The 3,327-nt window shown below is 38.2% G+C and carries 7 protein-coding genes; 1 reads left to right on the forward strand and 6 read right to left on the reverse strand.

Annotated features, from left to right (window positions below):
- Nucleotides 1–58: 58 nt before the first annotated feature.
- Both DLD82_RS19660 and DLD82_RS19665 read right to left on the reverse strand, forming a co-directional pair.
- Nucleotides 59–532, reverse strand: coding sequence for a transposase (locus DLD82_RS19660; protein ID WP_394339588.1), 474 nt, complete (start codon nt 530–532; stop codon nt 59–61).
- 30 nt (nt 533–562) lie between these two features.
- A complete protein-coding gene (locus tag DLD82_RS19665) occupies nt 563–1,282 on the reverse strand; it encodes an IS110 family transposase (RefSeq protein ID WP_394339587.1) in 720 nt (239 codons plus the stop codon).
- A 447-nt stretch (nt 1,283–1,729) separates the two neighbouring features.
- Here DLD82_RS19665 and DLD82_RS18135 point away from each other — a divergent pair, with 447 nt between their 5' ends.
- Complete coding sequence (locus DLD82_RS18135) at nt 1,730–1,864, forward strand: MerR family transcriptional regulator (protein ID WP_109942533.1); 135 nt, start codon at nt 1,730–1,732, stop codon at nt 1,862–1,864.
- A gap of 147 nt (nt 1,865–2,011) precedes the next feature.
- Here DLD82_RS18135 and DLD82_RS18805 read toward each other — a convergent pair whose 3' ends face one another.
- From DLD82_RS18805 to DLD82_RS18150, 4 genes are all read right to left on the reverse strand, one after another.
- A complete protein-coding gene (locus tag DLD82_RS18805) occupies nt 2,012–2,176 on the reverse strand; it encodes a hypothetical protein (protein WP_181391535.1) in 165 nt (54 codons plus the stop codon).
- 172 nt (nt 2,177–2,348) lie between these two features.
- Nucleotides 2,349–2,510: a type II toxin-antitoxin system HicA family toxin gene (locus tag DLD82_RS19470; protein WP_342764586.1), complete on the reverse strand. Its 162-nt coding sequence runs from the start codon at nt 2,508–2,510 to the stop codon at nt 2,349–2,351.
- A 57-nt stretch (nt 2,511–2,567) separates the two neighbouring features.
- On the reverse strand, nt 2,568–2,807 hold the full coding sequence (locus tag DLD82_RS18145; RefSeq protein ID WP_181391536.1) for a type II toxin-antitoxin system HicB family antitoxin: 240 nt from the start codon (nt 2,805–2,807) through the stop codon (nt 2,568–2,570).
- Between the two features lie 191 nt (nt 2,808–2,998).
- A complete protein-coding gene (locus DLD82_RS18150; RefSeq protein WP_109942534.1) occupies nt 2,999–3,292 on the reverse strand; it encodes a nucleotidyltransferase family protein in 294 nt (97 codons plus the stop codon).
- Nucleotides 3,293–3,327 lie beyond the last annotated feature (35 nt).

A 3,327-nucleotide genomic window follows, 5' to 3' on the forward strand; every position in this document is an offset into this window, starting at 1 on the left:
CTGGACATTTACCATAAACCATATTTAAATTCAATAGTATAGAAAGTATTGCAACTAACTATAGAACTTGAGAAAGTTCGCAAAATAAAATAATTACATCTTCTAATGAATAATCAACAGGAATGTTCACCGTATGAGTCTTTTTGACTTTTTTAGGTCTTGCATATTTGTCTTCATACAACTCATTATTAACAATCAAATGCGACATGATTGTAATCAACTTACGAGCAAGAGCAACAGCTGCCTTTCCTTTTCCAAATAATATCTTTTTTTGCCTCATAAAGTGAAAAAAGACACTCGTCTTTTTCTTAGCTGCAGCATGAGCAATTTGGATTAAGATCCATCTTGGATACCGTGAACCACGCTTGGTAATAGATCTTTTCGAATTATGATCTGTGGATTGGTACACTTTCGGAACAATACCCCCCCAACTGGCAAGTTTCTCACCTGATGGAAAATCTTTGAAATACCCAATTTCAGCAAGAAGAGTAAAAACAGAATTATCCTCAACTCCAGGTGTTGTTAGTAATATTTCATATTCTCTGGGGTAATGTTCGTAAGCTTATAGGATGGAAAGTACTGTTAAATACTCAATTTGTTCATCCATTACCTTTAATACCTGAAGGGAATGTTTTAACTGCACTATTGCATGGAATGAGAGACTCTGTTTCAGCAATAAACGAACATCCTCTCCTTTCTTCTTTCTAATCTGTCCCGCAAGAGATTTTATTACTTCATCTGGTGGTCTTTCTTGAAAAATTCCATTCATAATTACTCTTCCTGATAGCCCAAAAATATCAGTCAGGACATCAGACAGATGGAATAATTCGTTGTCAAATACATTGTGAATTCGATTCTTCAGATCTGACCGTTTACGTGCTAGAAAATGCCTTAATCGTACAATATGGCGAAAATCCCTATGATTTCGAAGCATAACGCGGGATGGAGAAATCATACTTTTTAAAGCTAATTTGGCAATGATCTCTGAATCATTTTTATCTGTTTTCTTGTGTGTTTGAATTTTCATATCATGGGGATTACCCACAATTACGGTAACAAAATCACACAAAAAATCATAGATATGGTACCCGAAGCGATTGGTTGACTCACAAGCAACCACTTCGCACTTATGCTCAAGTATCCAATTTTTTAGTGCAAGAAGATCTTGTATAGTTCGTTCGAATCTCTGCTGTGGTTTGAATCCATTTACATTAAGGATTGTAGCAAGGATGAATTGTTTATGGGCATCAAGGCCGGCATCGATTTTATACTCTTCTGTCATAATTCTTAAAAAAGGTGGTTGGAAATTACATTAGCAGAATCATTTTGCATACGCGATCTAAGTCGCAGTCCAGCTTACATGGGCAATTCAGGGTTAGTTTTAAAACGGGTTTGTGAACCCAAAAAAAACCAACCTGCACCACCAGAAAAGAATAGGGGCCTGAACTTTATCAGTTTTTCATTGGTCAGGCTTGAGACTCCGCCTCATAGGGGTTTTAATTCAAATTCAGGATTTTCCCATCAGATTCAATAATAAGTCATATGGCGGTATTCTCAAAAAGATATTCGTATGGTACCGTTTGTATATAGAGGAGTTGTAAAACTGATGCATTGGCTCCTCTTTTTTCCAGGTGAAGATGAAAAGTTGACGAGTTCCGGAGTCGTATAAGTAATTATGATTGAGTCTGTTCCGGTCCCATCAGATATTTAGAACCGGTTGGATCAATTGATGCAGCCTGGAGATACATATGGGGATGTAATGGAAAAAACCTATACTACTGAGCAGGTAGCCGAAATACTTCAGGTTACTCCAAAAACGATCCGGTTTTACTCCAGGAAGGTAAACCCATCGAATTTAGGGTAACCAATGTATGGAAAATAACTGAAAGAGATCTTGAAGATTTTATAGAAAAACAGCCACAGGTACCAAGCACCGATTAAAGGAAACGATTCCCCATTAATGTAGTTCCAATCGTTTTTTTTTATTCAATTTCTGGAGTATTAGTGCCTATCAACAGCTGTTTTTATCTACCCGGAGCATGTGAAACATTCCCCGAGCCTGGTTGATACACCGGACATACATAAGGGCAACAACGGTCGTGTTTGCCAGTGAAACTCCGAACGAAATACCAGATACTTTTAGTTCGACGATCATTCTTCTCCTCCGGCATATCATCACCTCGCTCCTTCCCTGAAGCCCGGATGGTAGTCATAAGTTGACTCTCTCATCCCGCGAATAAATCGCAGTTTGCCAGGTCAATTGATGCCCTGTATGATTAAAGATATAAAAATGGAAGGCTTGGATAGGGTAATATGAACCGATTATGCTGAACTTTTTACAAGAAATTTTAAAGTCTTTTTTCGAACTCTTCCAGAGTTATACCTGCTGCCTGTAGTATTGATTGTAATGTTTTTGGTGCAAGCTTTTTCCCTGAATGAACCGGGACTGTAATGAGAGATCCTGTGCTGGATATAAGGTAATGGTGACTCCCTCGTATCCTGATCTCTATACCCCATTCCCTTTAAGATTTTGAGGACTTTTTCTCCTGAAATTCGGGGCAATTTCATTATGCCGTAATCTCTTTATGAGTTTGAACGGTAATTTCAACGGGGATTGGTTTATGTAATTCGTCCAGAACGTCCAAATATCCTTCAATGGCCTCTGTGATATTTGCTATTGCATCATCCCATGTATCACCTTCACTGATACATCCGGGAAGTGAAGTAACTGTCACAGTATATCCATCGTCTTCGTTTTTCTCTATCAATACGGTATATCTCAATTGGTTCATAAGATCAAATCCCATGCAGTACGTAGTATTCCATTTTAACGGGTAATAACATGAGCCTTACGGAATAAATTTTTTTTACAAACCAGAGGAGGCGAATATCCTAACCTGTGATGGAGTTCGGTACTACCGGTCATTTTCCTGGTTATACCGGATTATGTTATCCGTACCATTGAGTATATCTGATAAAAATACGAAGACCACATTTTTCAGACATATTGTACTTCGGAGAGGATTTTTGAACGGAGAAGTGGTTTAATACCTTCAATATCAACGAGGTCTACAGGTGATTGTAATGCTTCTTCCAATTTTTCTTCCAGTTCCAAAAATCCAAATATGCTTGGTGGAGTTTCAAATTCGACCAGGATATCAATATCGCTATCCGGTGATTGATCTCCCCGGATAACTGATCCAAATAGGCCAAACCGTTTGATATGATACTGATTGGTTAATTGCGGTTTTATTGTATGAAGTGTGTTTTCGCCGGTCCAATTTTGACCCATACCGCCGATCCAAAAATGATCCACCCCCTAAGGTA

The sequence above is a fragment of the Methanospirillum stamsii genome, from assembly GCF_003173335.1.
GTDB lineage: Archaea > Halobacteriota > Methanomicrobia > Methanomicrobiales > Methanospirillaceae > Methanospirillum > Methanospirillum stamsii.